Annotated in this window: 17 protein-coding genes and 1 pseudogene; 10 read left to right on the top strand and 8 right to left on the bottom strand. The window is 70.7% G+C overall.

Annotated features, from left to right (window positions below):
* Positions 1–78: 78 nt before the first annotated feature.
* A complete protein-coding gene (locus OG729_RS13950) occupies positions 79–942 on the bottom strand; it encodes a transglutaminase-like domain-containing protein (RefSeq protein ID WP_360873674.1) in 864 nt (287 codons plus the stop codon).
* 17 nt (positions 943–959) lie between these two features.
* Entirely contained in the window at positions 960–1,955 is a 996-nt protein-coding gene (locus OG729_RS13945; protein ID WP_405806294.1) for a GNAT family N-acetyltransferase, read from the bottom strand.
* A gap of 114 nt (positions 1,956–2,069) precedes the next feature.
* Here OG729_RS13945 and fdxA point away from each other — a divergent pair, with 114 nt between their 5' ends.
* Entirely contained in the window at positions 2,070–2,390 is a 321-nt protein-coding gene (gene fdxA, locus OG729_RS13940; protein WP_018089397.1) for a ferredoxin, read from the top strand.
* Between the two features lie 100 nt (positions 2,391–2,490).
* The gene (locus OG729_RS13935; RefSeq protein ID WP_360873668.1) at positions 2,491–3,585 is read left to right on the top strand and encodes a bifunctional succinyldiaminopimelate transaminase/glutamate-prephenate aminotransferase; all 1,095 of its coding nucleotides are present in this window, start codon (positions 2,491–2,493) and stop codon (positions 3,583–3,585) included.
* 66 nt (positions 3,586–3,651) lie between these two features.
* Here the strand turns inward: OG729_RS13935 and OG729_RS13930 are convergent, their stop codons facing one another.
* The 3 genes and pseudogenes from OG729_RS13930 to OG729_RS13920 all read right to left on the bottom strand — a co-directional run.
* Positions 3,652–4,866, bottom strand: a complete 1,215-nt coding sequence (locus OG729_RS13930; protein WP_405803418.1) for an IS30 family transposase — start codon at positions 4,864–4,866, stop codon at positions 3,652–3,654.
* A gap of 99 nt (positions 4,867–4,965) precedes the next feature.
* Positions 4,966–5,448, bottom strand: coding sequence for an ATP-binding protein (locus tag OG729_RS13925; protein WP_405806293.1), 483 nt, complete (start codon positions 5,446–5,448; stop codon positions 4,966–4,968).
* A gap of 604 nt (positions 5,449–6,052) precedes the next feature.
* A pseudogene (locus OG729_RS13920) lies at positions 6,053–6,943 on the bottom strand (hypothetical protein); the annotation flags it as partial.
* Between the two features lie 39 nt (positions 6,944–6,982).
* Between OG729_RS13920 and dapE the strand changes: the two are divergent.
* Together dapE and OG729_RS13910 are read left to right on the top strand one after the other, a co-directional pair.
* Entirely contained in the window at positions 6,983–8,062 is a 1,080-nt protein-coding gene (gene dapE, locus OG729_RS13915; protein ID WP_405806292.1) for a succinyl-diaminopimelate desuccinylase, read from the top strand.
* A 119-nt stretch (positions 8,063–8,181) separates the two neighbouring features.
* Positions 8,182–8,940 carry a TIGR00730 family Rossman fold protein gene (locus OG729_RS13910; RefSeq protein ID WP_360873660.1) on the top strand — a complete coding sequence of 253 codons (759 nt, stop codon included), beginning with the start codon at positions 8,182–8,184 and terminating at the stop codon, positions 8,938–8,940.
* A 205-nt stretch (positions 8,941–9,145) separates the two neighbouring features.
* Here OG729_RS13910 and folP read toward each other — a convergent pair whose 3' ends face one another.
* The gene (gene folP, locus OG729_RS13905) at positions 9,146–10,006 is read right to left on the bottom strand and encodes a dihydropteroate synthase (protein ID WP_405806290.1); all 861 of its coding nucleotides are present in this window, start codon (positions 10,004–10,006) and stop codon (positions 9,146–9,148) included.
* A 100-nt stretch (positions 10,007–10,106) separates the two neighbouring features.
* On the opposite strand from folP, the gene OG729_RS13900 reads away from it, so the two are divergent.
* Positions 10,107–10,460, top strand: a complete 354-nt coding sequence (locus tag OG729_RS13900; protein ID WP_360873654.1) for a DivIVA domain-containing protein — start codon at positions 10,107–10,109, stop codon at positions 10,458–10,460.
* On the top strand, positions 10,457–11,044 hold the full coding sequence (locus OG729_RS13895) for a DNA-3-methyladenine glycosylase I (protein WP_405806289.1): 588 nt from the start codon (positions 10,457–10,459) through the stop codon (positions 11,042–11,044). The genes OG729_RS13900 and OG729_RS13895 overlap by 4 nt, the downstream gene beginning before the upstream one ends.
* Here the strand turns inward: OG729_RS13895 and OG729_RS13890 are convergent.
* A complete protein-coding gene (locus OG729_RS13890) occupies positions 11,041–11,841 on the bottom strand; it encodes an enoyl-CoA hydratase-related protein (RefSeq protein WP_360873648.1) in 801 nt (266 codons plus the stop codon). The genes OG729_RS13895 and OG729_RS13890 overlap by 4 nt on opposite strands.
* A 45-nt stretch (positions 11,842–11,886) precedes the next feature.
* Here OG729_RS13890 and OG729_RS13885 point away from each other — a divergent pair, with 45 nt between their 5' ends.
* On the top strand, positions 11,887–12,030 hold the full coding sequence (locus tag OG729_RS13885; protein ID WP_360873645.1) for a hypothetical protein: 144 nt from the start codon (positions 11,887–11,889) through the stop codon (positions 12,028–12,030).
* A 123-nt stretch (positions 12,031–12,153) separates the two neighbouring features.
* Entirely contained in the window at positions 12,154–12,321 is a 168-nt protein-coding gene (locus tag OG729_RS13880) for a DUF3117 domain-containing protein (RefSeq protein ID WP_003966491.1), read from the top strand.
* Between the two features lie 123 nt (positions 12,322–12,444).
* Here OG729_RS13880 and OG729_RS13875 read toward each other — a convergent pair whose 3' ends face one another.
* The gene (locus OG729_RS13875) at positions 12,445–13,146 is read right to left on the bottom strand and encodes an O-methyltransferase (protein ID WP_360873696.1); all 702 of its coding nucleotides are present in this window, start codon (positions 13,144–13,146) and stop codon (positions 12,445–12,447) included.
* A gap of 107 nt (positions 13,147–13,253) precedes the next feature.
* Between OG729_RS13875 and sigE the strand changes: the two genes are divergently transcribed.
* Together sigE and OG729_RS13865 are read left to right on the top strand one after the other, a co-directional pair.
* A complete protein-coding gene (gene sigE / locus OG729_RS13870; RefSeq protein WP_360873642.1) occupies positions 13,254–14,054 on the top strand; it encodes an RNA polymerase sigma factor SigE in 801 nt (266 codons plus the stop codon).
* The gene (locus tag OG729_RS13865; RefSeq protein WP_405806286.1) at positions 14,051–15,007 is read left to right on the top strand and encodes a zf-HC2 domain-containing protein; all 957 of its coding nucleotides are present in this window, start codon (positions 14,051–14,053) and stop codon (positions 15,005–15,007) included. The genes sigE and OG729_RS13865 overlap by 4 nt, the downstream gene beginning before the upstream one ends.
* Positions 15,008–15,020 lie beyond the last annotated feature (13 nt).

Raw genomic sequence — 15,020 nt, 5'->3', positions numbered from 1 at the left:
CTTGCATCTGAGAGTCGCGACGCCGTGCGCGTGTGACACCGGGACACCCGGGGCGCACCAGAACCGGAACCCCGGGACTCAGTTCAGCATCGCCCGCGCCGCCCGCGCCCTCTCCTTGATCACGTCCGCCGTCGCCGGGTCCACCGCCGCCACCACCTCCGCGTACGCGTCGAGTTCTGCCGCACCCGTCAGGAACTCCCCGCGCTGTACAAGCAGTTGTGCGCGCTCGTACCGCAGCCGCGCGGGATGCGAGGGCAGCAGCAACGACAGGTCGAGCGCCCACAGCGCGACCTCCGACTGTTCCGGCCGGGCCGCCGCCCACGCGCGGATGTTGTTCAGGATGCGCAGTACGAGGTCGAGCGGATCCGCGGGCGTCAGCATCGACGGGTCCAGCGGCGCCCCCGTCGCCCCCGCGACCAGCAGGTCCGCGTCGGAGCCCGTCAGCAGCCGGCCGCCGTCGAAGGGGTCGACCAGGACTTGGTCGTCCGGAGCGGCCGGGTCGCCGAAGCCGACCACGAAATGGCCGGGCAGGGCGACTCCGTACACCGGTGCGCCCGCCCGGCGCGCCACCTCGATCCACACCACCGAGAGCAGGATGGGCAGGCCACGGTGGCGCCGCAGCACCTCGTGCAGCAGCGACGACTCAAGGCGCTGATAGTCGCCGGGGCTGCCCCTGAAGTCGTAGTGACCGCCCAGCAGGTCGGCCAGGGCCGTGGCCCAGGCGCGGGGGCCGGTCAGGCCGAAGGGGAGCATGCCCGCGAGGCGGTCCAGTTCGATCTGGGCCGCGTCCAGGCCGGCGTCGTCCAGCGCCGGATCCGCCACCGTGCCCACCAGCAGGCACAGCAGCGAGAGGTCGGGCCGCTCGCAGCGGGCCTCCTCGGCGAACTGCCGCCGCCGGTCGGGCCGCCGGTCGACAGGCATGTCGGGGGGTTCGTCGTACATACGCGATTTGTACCCGCCTACGCAGCTCGGAAGTGGTGATAGCGGTGGTGGGCCGCGAAGCCCATCCCCTCGTACAGCGCACGCGCCCCTTCATTGTCGGACTCCACCTGGAGCCACGCCGCCGATGCGCCCTCCTCCAGCGCGCGCCGCGCGAGCGCGGTCATCACCGTGGTCGCGATGCCCTGACGCCGCAGCGCCGGGTCCACCTCCACCGCCATGAAGCCCGCCCAGCGTCCGTCGACCACGCACCGCCCGATCGCCGCGGGCACACCACCCTCGCCGGGCACCGAGGCGAACCACACCGAAGGGCCGCTGCTCAGTACCTTCAGCACATGTGGGCCGGGCACACCGAACCGCTGGTAGCGCTGGAGCCAGGCCTCGTCGAAGGAGCGCGCGAGCCGCACCCGCGCCACGTCCGTGTCCAGGTCGCCGATGGCGGCGAGCGAGCCGATCCGCACCTCCGCCGAGACCTCGCGCCGCCAGCCGCGCGCCTCCAGCTCGGCGCAGAGCTCCTCCTGTGTCCCCGCCGCCCCGGTCGCGGTCTGTATGTACGCGGGCAGGCCACGCTTCTCGTACCACGTCCGGACCTGTGCCAGGGCCCGGTCCAGCGGCAGACCCGGGTCACCGAGCGGCAGCACGGAGTTCGCGCGCCGTGTGAACCCGGAGGACGCCCGCATCTCCCAGTCGCCGAGCCGCTCGCTCTCCACCGGCTGCCAGGCGCGCGCGGTGACCCTGGCAAGCTCTTCGAAGTCCGCCGCCGGACCCCTTCGCCGGGCCGGTGCGGCAGGCACGACCTTGCCCGCGACCAGGGAGGATTCCGGGATACGGACGCTCTCTCCGGTCCGTCGTGTGATCAGCAGCACACCTTCGTTCCAGGATGTGAGAACGCCGACCGTGTCCGTGAACTTCTCGGGCCCCCCGCCGGAGTCGCTCAGACGCCTCACTGATACACGTTTTCCCACGTCAGCGGGCGTAATACGGACTTCGAGCCGTCCGCCGCCGGTGAATTCCACAGCTCTGTTAGCCCCTCCTGTTCGGATCGTCCCCAAGAACGGAGATACTAGGGGCGGGCATCGACGACGCCGCGCTCCCGCGCAATGCCAGCCCTACCGAGGAGGAACGACAGCGTGACCTACGTCATCGCGCAGCCTTGTGTCGACGTCAAGGACAAGGCGTGCATCGAGGAGTGCCCCGTCGACTGCATCTACGAGGGCTCCCGGTCCTTGTACATCCACCCGGACGAATGCGTCGACTGTGGTGCTTGTGAGCCGGTCTGCCCGGTCGAGGCGATCTTCTACGAGGACGACACCCCGGAGGAGTGGAAGGACTACTACAAGGCGAATGTCGAGTTCTTCGACGAGCTCGGTTCGCCCGGTGGTGCTTCCAAGCTCGGCCTGATCGAGCGCGACCACCCCTTCATCGCTGCACTGCCGCCGCAGAACCAGTAAGCCGGCAAGTGCTCCGCCCCCGGTCCCGTACGGTTCGTCGTCCGTACGGGACCGAGGCGTTTGCCGCCGCCACCGCTCCACGTACGAGAAAGAGAAACCTGTGTCCGCAGTCTCTTCGCGCCTTCCCGTCTTCCCCTGGGACAAGCTCGAGCCGTACAAGGCGACGGCCGCGGCCCACCCCGACGGCATCGTGGACCTCTCCGTCGGCACGCCCGTCGACCCCGTCCCCGAGCTGATCCAGAAGGCTCTCGTCGAGGCCGCGGACTCGCCCGGCTATCCGACGGTGTGGGGGACGGCCGAGCTGCGGAACGCGCTCACCGGGTGGGTCGAGCTGAGGCTCGGCGCGGTCGACGTCGCGCACACGAACGTCCTGCCCGTCGTCGGCTCCAAGGAGCTGGTGGCCTGGCTGCCGACCCAGCTGGGTCTCGGCCCCGGCGACAAGGTCGGCTATCCGCGGCTTGCCTACCCGACGTACGAGGTGGGCGCGCGGCTGGCGCGCGCGGAGGCCGTCGTCTACGACGACCCCACGGACCTCGACCCGGCCGGTCTGAAGCTGCTCTGGCTCAACTCGCCCTCCAACCCCACCGGCCGTGTGCTGGCCAAGGAGGAGCTGATCCGCATCGTCGCGTGGGCGCGCGAGCACGGCGTGCTGGTCTTCAGCGACGAGTGCTACCTGGAGCTGGGCTGGGAGGCGGAGCCGGTCTCCGTCCTGCACCCGGATGTCTGCGGCGGTACGTACGAGGGCGTCGTCGCCGTCCACTCCCTGTCCAAGAGGTCCAACCTGGCCGGCTACCGCGCCGCGTTCATCGCCGGTGACGAGGCCGTGCTGGGCGAGCTGCTCCAGATCCGTAAGCACGGCGGGATGATGACCCCCGCGCCGGTGCAGGCCGCCACAGTCGCGGCGCTGGGCGACGACGCGCATGTCACGGAGCAGCGGGCGCGGTACGCGGCCCGGCGCGCCGCACTGCGCACGGCGCTGGAGGGGCATGGCTTCCGGATCGAGCACAGCGAGGCCAGCCTGTATCTGTGGGCGACGCGCGACGAGCCGTGCTGGGACACGGTGGCGCACCTGGCGGAGCTCGGGATTCTGGTGGCGCCCGGCGACTTCTACGGAACGGCCGGTGAGCGTTTCGTACGGGTGGCGTTCACCGCGACCGACGAGCGTGTCGAGGCGGCGGTCAAGCGCCTGGGCTGAGCATGACGAAGGGCCCCGGGAGCACACGGCGGTTTCTAGGGGTCGTTGCAACACGTGGTCGGTTGTTCAGGCCGCGAGGAGTTTATGCAGGCGCTCGGCTGGGGTTTCCCAGCCGAGCGTTTTGCGTGGCCGGCCGTTGAGCTGGGCGGCGACGACGTCGAGGTGGTCGCGGGTGTGGACGGACAGGTCGGTGCCCTTGGGGAAGTACTGCCGCAGCAGGCCGTTGGTGTTCTCGTTCGATCCGCGCTGCCAGGGACTGGCCGGGTCGCAGAAGTAGACGGGGACGTCGGTAGCGAGCGTGAAGCTCTTGTGGGCGGCCATCTCGCTGCCCTGGTCCCAGGTCAGGGACCGCTTCAGGTGGGCAGGCAGCCGCTGCACGGTCTCTTGGAGGGCGTCGCGGACCTGCTCGGCGCCGCGCCCGTCGGGCAGGTGCAGCAGCATCACGTAGCGGGTGGCTCGCTCGACGAGGGTGCCGATCGCTGAGGCGCTGTCCTTGCCGATGATCAGGTCGCCCTCCCAGTGGCCGGGCACCGCCCGGTCTTCCGCCTCGGCCGGGCGGTCGCTGATCATGACCATCGGGTCGGTGAAGCGGGGCTGGCGGCAGTTGGCCTGCCGGTGGGGCTTGCGGCGGGCGCGGCCACTGCGCAGGGCGCCGGCGAGCTGTCTGCGTAGTTCTCCGCGTCCTTGGACGTAGAGGGCCTGGTAGACGGTTTCGTGGACCACGTGCATCTCCGGCCGGTCGGGGAAGTACCTGCGCAGAGCGTGGCAGATCTGCTCCGGGCTCCACCGTTCGTCCAGGCCGGCCTGGATCGCGGCCCGCAGTTCGGGGTTCTGGCCGATCTTGCCCGGCTTGGGGCGGGGCCGGCGGCCATCGGCGCGGGCCTGGGCGGCGAAGGGCCGGTACTGCCCGTTTCCCGGGTGCCGGTTGCGGCGGATCTCCCGGCTGATGGTTGAGGGGCTGCGTCCCAGTTCGACGGCGATCGCGCGGATCGTGGCCTTCTCCCGCAGCCGGTCGGCGATGTGGATCCGCTCGGCCTCGCGCAGGTACCGCGAGGGTACGGAAGGCGGCACCACCGAACGGATCGGTGGTGCCGCCTTGTTCCCGCCGGACGGGTTGCGTCCGTATCGCCAGCGCTTCCCGGTCCGCCGGTTGATCCCGACGATCCGGCACGCTTCCGTATTGCTTACGCCCTGCTGCACGAGCCGGAAGTATGCCGCCCGCTCACGAGTGAGCTTCTTGCGTCCCTGCGGCTGCCGGTCCTCGCGGATCTCGAAGTCCATCGCACCCCTTGAACTGGGGTGTTGCAACGACTCCTAGAACCCAAGCACGCTCCCGGGGCCCTTCCTATGTGGGACTACCTCATGTGCGGGGGCTAGGAACTAGCCGAGCGGCAGCGACTTCACGGGCAGCTGGTCGGTGGCGGGGAGGCCGCCACCGGCGAGCCCGTCGGTCGGCAGGCCGCCGCCGAGCGACCCGGTCGGCAGGCCACTGCCGCCGAGCGACTCGGTCGCGGTGCCGGCGGTCTCGCCGACGACCTTGCCCGCGCTGCCCGCCGTGTCACCGGCGGCCTTCTGCGCGGCGGGGGTCGCGGTCTTGCCCGCCTGGCCAACGGTCTTGGCCGCGGCCGGGAGGGTCTGCTTGACCGCCTCGCCGCCGGTGTCGCCCGCCAGGTTGGAGGTCTTCTGGGTGGCACCGTCGACCGTGCCGCTGAGGCCGTCGGCGTCGAGCGCGGTGAGGCCGCCGACCGGGGCCTGCGGGAGTTCGACGGCGCTTGCGGAGCCGGCCGCACCGACCACGGGGGCTGCGCCCGCCGCGATGAGCAGCGCGGCACGGGCGATCCGACGGGTCAGGGGGAGGGACATGATGCTCCTTGAGACGAGAAGGACGTTGGAATGGTGCCTGCCCGGTGCCGGTCCCGGTGCGGTCTCCGGCGTTCGGACGCAGTGACAACCCCTCGGAGGGCGGGGGAAGTTGCGGTACACCGAGGTAAAGAGTTGGTAATGCATCGCATTATCGGCTTCGGATAAAAACGGGCAAACATTGCATTGCGCAAGGGCCTGCTGAACCGTCACTTCCCTTTGTTTTCAAGGGGATTGGGCGATCAGCGGCTATCGGCCCAAACGGCCTCGAGAGTTCTCGCCGAAAGCTGGGTGGCGTGGCTCGTTCGGGGGAGTGCTCGGATCAGCGTGCGAGTCGAATTCGTACGTTGCCGGCAGCGGAATCGAGGCCGGCGCCGGAATCCGAGCCGGCGCCGGAATCGGAATCGGTGCCGGATTCGGTGCCGGAGCCGTCGTTCGCAGCAGCGGATTCGGTGCCGGTGCCGGAGTCTTCGTTCGCGGCGGAGTCGGAGTCGGAGTCGGTGCGGCCGTCCGCGTCGGAATCGGTGCCGGAATCGGTGCCGGAATCGGGGTCGGCGCCCGAATCGGTACCGGTGCCGGAATCTGCGTCCGCAGCGGAGTCGGTGCCCGCGGCGGAGTCGGGGCCCGTGGTGCGCCAGCCCTGCTCGGACTTCTTCGAGCTCCACACCCGGCCCCCGTACGAGACCTCCTCGATGCGCAGCCCGTCCGCCCGCGCCACCGCCCAGTGCGCCAGCTCCCAGCCCCGCTGGGACGCCCCGCCGCCGTCCGTCCCGACCGTCGACGGCACCGGTACGGACACCTCGCGTGCTCCGGGTGCCCCCGCCGCCCGGCCCGACGTGGTCGCCCTCGGCAGCACCTCGGGACCGAAGGCGCGGACCAGTTCCTGACGCACCTTCGCCGGGTCGCCCGCCTCGCGGCTCTTAACCGACTCACAGGTCAGAGCCCCGGTCGCGCGCCCGGTGAGAGCAGCCGCCAGGAGCGTCGCGTCCGGCTCGTGCTTCGCGTACGCCTGCGGGAAGCCGCTGCGCTGGACGCGCTGCGCGGCGACGGTCAGCGGGAGACGCGAGTAGCCCGGGACCTCGGCGAGATGCTCGTAGAACTTCCCGGCGGCGTAGACGGGGTCGAGGATCTGCTGTCTCGTGCCCCACCCCTTGGAGGGGCGCTGCTGGAAGAGTCCGAGCGAGTCGCGGTCGCCGTGGTGAATGTTGCGCAGGCCCGATTCCTGGAGGGCGGTCGCGAGCGCGATCGTGACTGCGCGCTCCGGCATGCCGCGGGTGGTGCCGACGGCGGAGATTGTCGCGGCGTTCGCGGCCTGCTCGGCACTGAGCTCGTACGTGGGGCCGCCCGCGCCCTCGGCCGTACGGACCGTGCAGCGCGGAGTTCCGCCGCCGGTGACGTACTGCATGACGACATAGCCGATGAGTGCCAGAAGCACGGCGAACGCGGCCGCGATACGCAGAAGGCGGCCGCGCCGGAGGGGGGAGGCGGTCTCGGACACGGTGCCCACCGTACTGGAGCCCGCGTTAGGGTCGGAGCCATGCCTGACACCGTGCTTGACCTCACTCTTGACGCCCCGGCGCTCACCGCTGCACTCGTCGACTTCCCGTCGGTCAGCGGCACGGAGAAGCCCCTCGCCGACGCGATCGAGCAGGCGCTGCGCGCCGTGCCGCACCTCACCGTGGACCGGCACGGCAACAACGTCGTGGCCCGTACGTACCTCGGGCGCAGCGAGCGGGTCATCCTGGCCGGGCACATCGACACGGTCCCGATCGCCGACAACGTGCCGTCCCGGCTGGACGAGGAGGGCGTGCTGTGGGGCTGCGGCACGAGCGACATGAAGTCGGGCGTCGCGCTGCAGCTGCGGATCGCCGCGACCGTCCCCGAGCCCAACCGCGACCTCACTTTCGTCTTCTACGACAACGAAGAGGTTGCCGCACACCTCAACGGTCTCGGGCATGTGGCCGATGCCCATCCCGACTGGCTGGAGGGCGACTTCGCGATCCTGCTGGAGCCGTCGGACGCGCAGGTCGAGGGCGGCTGCCAGGGCACGCTGCGGGTCCATCTCCGTACGACGGGGGAGCGGGCACACTCCGCGCGCAGCTGGATGGGGTCCAACGCCATTCACGCCGCGGCGCCGATCCTGGCGCGGCTGGCCGCGTACGAACCGCGACGACCGGTGATCGACGGGCTCGAGTACCGGGAGGGGCTCAACGCCGTGGCGATGGAGGCGGGCGTCGCCAACAACGTCATCCCCGACGAGTGCACCGTGGTGGTCAACTACCGCTACGCACCCGACCTGAGCGAGGCGGAGGCGCTGGCGCACGTCCACGAGGTCTTCGCGGACTGCGGGGTCGCCGAATTCGTCGTGGACGACCACTCGGGGGGCGCCCTGCCGGGGCTCTCACACCCGGCCGCGGCCGCGTTCATGGAGGCGGTCGGCGGCACCGCGCAGCCCAAGTTCGGCTGGACGGACGTCTCCCGGTTCAGCGCGCTGGGCGTGCCCGCGGTCAACTACGGACCCGGTGACCCTATCTACGCACACAAGCGGGACGAGCATGTCGAGGTGGACAAGATCACGCACTGCGAGGGGCGGCTGCGCGACTGGCTCACTGCCTGACCGCTGGGATTTCACATCTTGTAACGTTCGCCGACCTACCCTGACCCAAAGCAACGATGTTCTGCAGTGCACGGCATTGCGTGGCAGAGTGCGGCAGAGTTCGGCGGAGGGAGCAGGTCATGGGCAACCCCGAGGGATCCGAGGGTTTGCGGGCGCTGGAGGAGCAGCGACTGGGACCGGTACTGCGCCGAAGGGAACAGGTGCAGTCCGGCACCACCGACCAGCGGCTGCTGGACACCGAGGGCGACTCCCAATGGGTGCACACAGACCCGTGGCGGGTCATGCGCATCCAGTCGGAGTTCGTGGAGGGCTTCGGCGCGCTCGCCGAACTTCCCAGCGCGATCAGTGTCTTCGGCTCCGCCCGCACGGCGCCGGGAACCCCCGAGTACGACACGGGTGTCCGGATCGGCAGGGCCCTGGTTGAGGCCGGCTTCGCGGTGATCACGGGCGGCGGCCCGGGCGTCATGGAGGCGGCGAACCGGGGCGCGCGCGAGGCGAAGGGCATCTCGGTCGGCCTGGGCATCGAGCTCCCCTTCGAACAGGGCCTCAACGCGCACGTCGACATCGGAGTGAACTTCCGCTACTTCTTCGTCCGCAAGACGATGTTCGTGAAGTACGCACAGGGTTTTGTGGTGCTCCCGGGCGGCCTCGGCACGCTGGACGAACTGTTCGAGGCGCTGACCCTGGTCCAGACCCGCAAGGTGACACGCTTCCCGATCGTGCTGTTCGGCACGGAGTACTGGAGCGGCCTGGTGGACTGGCTGCGCAACACGGTGGTGGCGCAGGGGAAGGCGTCGGCGAAGGATCTGCTGCTCTTCCATGTGACGGACGAGGTGGATGAGGCGGTCGCGATGGTGACAAAGGAGACGGGCCACTAGGCGCGGCCGCGGGTTCCCCTACCGGGGCTCCGCCCCGGGCCCCGCGCCTCAATCGCCGGCGGGGCTGAATTTTCCGCCGGTCCGCCTGAATCTTCAGGCCGACCGGCGGAAATCAAGCCCGTCCGGGGGTCCCTCGGACGAAGTCTGGGGGAGATCGAGGACCCGCCCGAAGGGCGAACCCCCAGTTCGGAGGCGCGCCGCACCCTTACGCCAGCCCCCGCCGCGCCACCGCCGGCCCCCGCCGCCCCGCAATCGTCGCCACCATGTCCAGCACCTGCTTCGTCTCCGCCACCTCATGCACCCGGTACACCTGCGCCCCCAGCCACGCCGACACCGCCGTCGTCGCCAGTGTCCCGATCAACCGTTCCTTCACCGGCTTGTCCAGCGTCTCCCCGACGAAGTCCTTGTTCGACAACGAGACGAGCACCGGCCACCCCGTCTCCACCAGCTCGCCCAGCCGTCGCGTCGCCTCCAGCGAGTGCCGCGTGTTCTTCCCGAAGTCATGGCCCGGGTCGATCATGATCCCGTCACGACGGACGCCCAGCTCCACCGCGCGTTCCGCCAGGGAGACCGTCACCCGCAGAATGTCGGCCACCACGTCGTCGTACGCGATCCGGTGCGGCCGCGTCCGCGGCTCCGCGCCGCCCGCGTGCGTGCACACCAGCCCCGCCCCGTACCGCGCGGCGACCTCCGCCAGCCGCGGGTCGACGCCGCCCCACGCGTCGTTCAGCAGATCCGCGCCCGCCTCGCAGACCGCCTCGCCCACATCGTGCCGCCAGGTGTCGACGCTGATGACCACGTCCGGGTGCCTTCTGCGGACCTCGGCCACGAAGCCGACCGTGCGCCGCGCCTCCTCGTCGGCCGTGACCTCCTCCCCGGGACCGGCCTTCACCCCACCGATGTCGATGATGGCGGCGCCCTCCGACACCGCCTGCTCGACGCGGGAGAGCGCGGGCTCGTCGCGGAACGTCGCGCCCTGGTCGTAGAAGGAGTCAGGCGTACGGTTCACGATCGCCATGATCACCGGCTCGTGCGCGTCGAATTCGCGCCGTCCCAGCCGCAGCATCAGCGGTTTCCTCCTCAGGTCGTTCGCCTGCGACCCTAACTGTCAGAGGGTCGTGGCACGATCAGCACCGGACAGTTTCCGTTCGGGGAGAGGGTCGCTCGTGTTCTTGTTCTTGCTGATCGCGATGGTCGTGGTGGTCGCCGCGGTCACGCTCGCCGTCGTCGGCGGCGGCGACAGCGCGGCCCTTCCGGAGGTCGCGCCCGAGCAGCTCGTCGACCCACTGCCGGGCACCCGCCCCGTCGGCCGCGCGGATGTCGAGGCGCTTCGCCTGCCCGTCGCCCCGCGCGGCTACCGGATGGCGGACGTCGACGACGTGCTCGGCCGCCTCGGCGCCGAGCTGGCCGAGCGGGACGCCCGCATCGCCGAACTGCAGACGGCTCTGGCCGGCGCGCAGGCCACCGCGAGGGGCCGCGGCGACCTGTTCACCAAGCCCGGCAAGGAGCCCGAGCAGTGAGCGCCGGCGCCGTGGCCGGTCCCGACGGGAAGCTGCGCTGCCCCTGGGGCCTGTCCACCGACGACTATGTGACGTACCACGACGAGGAGTGGGGCCGCCCGGTCCACGGCGACGACGCGCTGTTCGAGCGCCTTTGCCTGGAGGCCTTCCAGTCCGGTCTGTCCTGGATCACCATTCTGCGCCGCCGGGAAGGTTTCCGTACCGCCTTCGACGACTTCAAGATCGCAGCCGTGGCGGAGTACACCGACGCCGACCGGGACCGCCTCCTCGCCGACGAGGGGATCATCCGCAACCGCGCCAAGATCGAGGCGACCCTCGCCAACGCGCGCGTGCTCGCCGGCTGGTCCGCCGGCGAGCTGGACAAGCTGATCTGGTCGTACGCCCCTGACGCGGCGACGCGGCCGGCGCCGCGCACGCTCGCCGACGTACCTCCGGTGAGCGACGAGTCCACTGCGCTGGCGAAGGCACTCAAGAAGCGCGGACTGCGCTTCATCGGGCCCACCACGGCGTATGCGCTGATGCAGGCGTGCGGCCTCGTGGACGACCATCTGAGCGACTGCATCGCCCGCGGGAAGGGCCGCTAGCGGCCCAGGTACTTCGGCTGCTCCTTGCCGACGAACGCCTGGACCGCGATCGCGTGGTCCGCAGAAGCACCCGCCCTCGTCTGCAGCTCGTCCTCCTTCTCAAGGGTCTCGCCGAGCGTGTGACCCGCGCCGTAGGCCAGGGACTCCTTGATCGCCGCATAGGCGACGGTCGGCCCCTCGGCCAGGGCGCGGGCGACCGCGGCGGCCTCGGCGGCCAGCTCGTCGGCGGGGACCAGCTTGTTCGCGATGCCCAGCTCGAACGCCTCCTGCGCGGAGAACGAGCGCGGGAAGAGCAGCAGGTCCGCGGCCCGGCTCTGGCCGATCAGCCGGGGCAGCGTCCACGACACCCCGGAGTCCGCGGTCAGCGCGACGCCCGCGAAGGACGTCGTGAACTTGGCGGTATCGGCGACGACCCGGTAGTCCGCGGCGAGGGCGAAGCCGAGGCCCGCGCCGGCGGCGACGCCGTTGACCCCGGCCACGACCGGCTTCGGCATCTCGGTCAGCGCCCGCACGATGGGGTTGTAGTGCTCCCGCACGGTGTTCATGGTGTCGCCGCTGCCGGACTCGCGGGCGGCGGCGAGGATGCCGATGTGCTCCTTGAGGTCCTGGCCCACACAGAAGGCGCGCCCGGACGCGGTGAGCAGTACGGCTCGTACGGAGGGGTCGGCGGCTGCCGCCCGTGCCGAGTCCCGGAGGGCGACCTTGGCCTCGGTGTTCATCGCGTTCATGGCCTCGGGCCGGTTGATCGTGATCGTCGCGAGTCCGTCGCTCACCTCGTACAGCACGGAGTCGGCCATGTCAGAGTCCCCTTTGCGGCTCGGGCGGTGGTGTGCAGGCCCAGCATGTCGGAGATCGACGAGGGCGAACATGTGACCTGCGTCAAACAATATTCGCCGCCGCTCCTGCGCGCGGCGGCGAAGTATCGCAGGCGGATCGCCGAATTGAGTGGTTTTGCGAGAGCGCGTTGCGCAAGCGATGCCGACTGATGTTGGTCATCGGGTCCCGCCATGCGGGATAATGACCTGGAAGCAATGTGTTCGATGCCGGGACGCGTGCCTATCCATGGGCCGTCGGCTGACGATGAGCTGGTTTCAGGAAGGGGAACGAGCATGGCGGCCATGAAGCCGCGGACGGGCGACGGCCCGCTCGAGGTGACCAAGGAGGGGCGGGGCATCGTCATGCGCGTTCCGCTCGAAGGCGGCGGTCGGCTTGTCGTCGAGCTGACTCCGGACGAAGCCGATGCCCTCGGCGACGCCCTGAAGAAGGTCGTCGGCTGACGCGGAAGCGCCCTGATTTCTCATTGCCCCGGTACCGCGACGTGCCGGGGCGATGTGTTTTTCGGGAGGCCCGCGGCGGGGCGCCCCGGGCGAGCCGTACGCCGTCCGCCGAGCGCGGCGGCGTCAGCCGCGGCGGACCGCGCAGAGGAGGCCGTCGCCCACCGGGAGCAGGGAGGGGAGCAGTTCCTGGCTCTCCCGGACCGCGCGCAGCAGTTCACGCAGGCGCAGCACCTCCGCCGGCTGGGCCGCCGAGTCGACCGTGCGGCCGTCCGCGAAAACGCCCTCGAAGCAGACCAGGCCCCCAGGTCGCAGCAGGCGCAACGATTCAGCGAGATAGTCCAGCGACTCCATCCGGTCGCCGTCGCAGAAGACGAGGTCGTACCCGCCGTCCGCCAAGCGCGGAAGTACGTCGAGGGCGCGGCCGGGGATGAACCGCGCCCGGTTCGCCGCGAAGCCCGCCGCCCGGAAGGCCTCCTTCGCGAACTGCTGCCGCTCCGGCTCCGGGTCCACCGTGGTCAGTACGCCGTCGGGCCGCATGCCGTGCAGCAGATAGATCCCGGAGACACCCGTACCCGTACCGATTTCGGCCACTGCTTTCGCGTCAGCCGTGGCGGCCAGCAGTCGCAGCGCGGCGCCCGTGCCTGGTGACACCGAGGGGAGCCCTGACTCCCGGGCCCGGTCCCGGGCCCAGCGCAGCGCATCGTCCTCGGCGACAAAGGCGTCGGCGAACGCCCAGCTCGTCTGCCGGTTGGCTGTAATGGCCCTCTCCTGTCCCCCTAGGTTGCCGAGGCTGACTGTATCCGCTGCACCCGGGAACCCGCCGATGGGACCAGGCGTTATGGAAGGACGGGGGGAAGCGCATGGATCAAGACCGGAAGCAGCACCCAAATTCGCGTAAAGATTCTTATCCGGAGCTAACGGGCGAGGTGGCTATGGTAGGGGCTCCGCTGGACACCACCAGAGCCGACAGGGGAGGTGCGGCTGCACCTGCGGATCGGAGAGGAGCGCTGAAGCGCTTCCTCAGGTCGGTGGGTGAGCCGAGATCCGTGACCTACATTGCTGACCAGTCCCTCTCCCACGGCCCCAAGGGCGTGGGAGGTGCCTCCTACGACGACTCGGCAGCTACCGCGACCTTCGCATCGGATGCGGACTCGCCGGCGTGGACGCCTCCCACCTGGGAGGAGATCGTCAGCACGCACAGCGGCCGGGTCTACCGACTCGCCTATCGACTGACGGGCAATCAGCACGACGCCGAGGACCTCACCCAGGAAGTCTTCGTACGCGTCTTCCGCTCCCTGTCGACGTACACACCCGGCACCTTCGAGGGCTGGCTGCACCGCATCACCACGAACCTCTTCCTGGACATGGTCCGGCGCAAGCAGCGCATCCGCTTCGACGCTCTCGGCGACGACGCGGCCGAGCGGCTGCCCAGCCGTGAGCCGTCTCCGCAGCAGGTCTTCAACGACACCCACTTCGACGCCGATGTGCAGCAGGCGCTGGACACGCTCGCGCCCGAGTTCCGTGCCGCCGTGGTGCTCTGCGACATCGAGGGCCTTTCGTACGAGGAGATCGCCGCCACCCTGGGCGTCAAGCTCGGTACCGTCCGCAGCCGCATCCACCGCGGCCGGTCCCACCTGCGCAAGGCCCTGCAGCACCGTTCCCCGGAGGCCCGCGCCGAGCAGCGCACACTGACGGGTGCGGTCGGCCTGGCACTGGAGGGCGGACCGGCGTGAGCGGCTCAGGCCCGACCCCTGCGGAGCAGCACTTGGGGGACCGGCTCGCTGCGCTTATCGACGGCGAGCTCAAACACGATGCCCGGGACCGGGTGCTGGCTCATCTGGCGACCTGTCCCAAGTGCAAGGCCGAGGCCGACGCACAGCGCCGGGTGAAGAGCGTCTTCGCGCAGACCGCGCCGCCGCCCCCGTCCGAGGGGCTGCTCGCGCGGCTCCAGGGGCTGCCCGCGGGACCCGGAGGTGACGATGACGGCAGGGGTGAACCTTTCGGCGGGGGGCGAACCGCCGACGGCGTCTTCGGAGCGCTGAGCCCATCCGCGGGACGAGGCCGCGACCCCCGCACGGGGACGTTCGGGTACGTACCGGCGGGGGCGCACGCGGGAATGCTTCCCGGCGGTCCGGGCAGTGGCTACCGGATCCATGACGTGGGGCGTGCGGAAGCGGAGCGCTCCCCCTGGCGCGGGCGGAGGTTCGCTTTCGCCGCGGCCAGCGCGGTCTCCTTCGCCGCGATCGCCCTCGGCGCGCTGCCGCTGGACACATCGGTCCAGGCCGGCCCCAGAAGCGAGGGGTCGCGGAACAGCGTCACGCCACTGCGCGCGGCCGCCCCGACCACGGGTGTCGGCGGCTCCAACTCCGGATCGGGCAACGGCGCGACGGGCCTCCGGAGCGCGGATGTCGAGCGCCGCCGCAGCGGGGGGAGCGGCCTGGCCAGGTCGGACAACCGCCCAGTGATCGCCGGGGCGCCCGGACTGCTGGCTCCGGCGGTGCCGCCGAACCATCCCTTCGTCGCTCCGCTGCTGACCAACGCCTCCTTCTCCCCGCCGCTGATACGTCCCACGAGCGCGGCGTTCCAGCTTGCGACCGCCCCCGTGTCCGCCCCCGCCGCCACTCCGGTCCCCTCATATCTCGCTGCCCCGGCCAAGCCTGGTGCGTCCCGCTCGCCCCAGCGCTGAGAGGGACCCTGCA

The sequence above is a fragment of the Streptomyces sp. NBC_00210 genome, assembly GCF_045160975.1.
Classification (GTDB): Bacteria; Actinomycetota; Actinomycetes; order Streptomycetales; family Streptomycetaceae; genus Streptomyces.
This window is presented reverse-complemented; position numbering and strand designations above follow the sequence as displayed.

Coding starts and splice junctions, on each gene's coding strand:
- OG729_RS13950 (WP_360873674.1), bottom strand. CDS start 942: ATGTACGACGAACCCCCCGACATGCCTGTCGACCGGCGGCCCGACCGG.
- OG729_RS13930 (WP_405803418.1), bottom strand. CDS start 4,866: ATGGACTTCGAGATCCGCGAGGACCGGCAGCCGCAGGGACGCAAGAAG.
- OG729_RS13925 (WP_405806293.1), bottom strand. CDS start 5,448: ATGTCCCTCCCCCTGACCCGTCGGATCGCCCGTGCCGCGCTGCTCATC.
- dapE (WP_405806292.1), top strand. CDS start 6,983: ATGCCTGACACCGTGCTTGACCTCACTCTTGACGCCCCGGCGCTCACC.
- OG729_RS13910 (WP_360873660.1), top strand. CDS start 8,182: ATGGGCAACCCCGAGGGATCCGAGGGTTTGCGGGCGCTGGAGGAGCAG.
- folP (WP_405806290.1), bottom strand. CDS start 10,006: ATGCTGCGGCTGGGACGGCGCGAATTCGACGCGCACGAGCCGGTGATC.
- OG729_RS13890 (WP_360873648.1), bottom strand. CDS start 11,841: ATGGCCGACTCCGTGCTGTACGAGGTGAGCGACGGACTCGCGACGATC.
- OG729_RS13885 (WP_360873645.1), top strand. CDS start 11,887: ATGTCGGAGATCGACGAGGGCGAACATGTGACCTGCGTCAAACAATAT.
- OG729_RS13880 (WP_003966491.1), top strand. CDS start 12,154: ATGGCGGCCATGAAGCCGCGGACGGGCGACGGCCCGCTCGAGGTGACC.
- sigE (WP_360873642.1), top strand. CDS start 13,254: ATGGTAGGGGCTCCGCTGGACACCACCAGAGCCGACAGGGGAGGTGCG.